The following is a 319-nucleotide window of genomic DNA, read 5'->3' as shown; positions in this document are numbered from 1 at the left end:
GTCCAGCAGAAATGGGCGGCCGCGGCCCGGATCGAGGCGATCACCCGCCAGCCGGGCTTCTCGGAGTTCTTCCTGCCGCGGGGCCGGGCGCCGGATGTCGGCGTGCTGGTGACCTTCCCGGGCGCCGAGAAGACCCTTCGGCTGATCGGCGAGACCAAGGGCGAGGCCTTCTACCGGGGCGAGATCGCCGAGGCGCTCGCCGCGCACGCGCGGGCCAACGGCGGCGCGATGACCGCCGCCGACCTCGCGGCGTTCCGCCCCGAATGGGTCACGCCGACCGCGAAGGACTATCACGGCTACACGCTGCACGAGATCCCGC

General features: G+C 73.0%; 1 protein-coding gene. It reads left to right on the top strand.

Translation table 11 applies throughout. The features are described 5' to 3' along the window. Positions 1–319, top strand: a 319-nt coding sequence (locus tag ACLBX8_RS31800) for a gamma-glutamyltransferase (protein WP_447716424.1), incomplete at both ends; no start/stop codon positions are given.

Source organism: Methylobacterium sp. D48H (assembly GCF_053345715.1).
The sequence above is the reverse complement of the archived record's forward strand: the minus strand, read 5'-3'. Positions and strand labels throughout refer to the sequence as shown.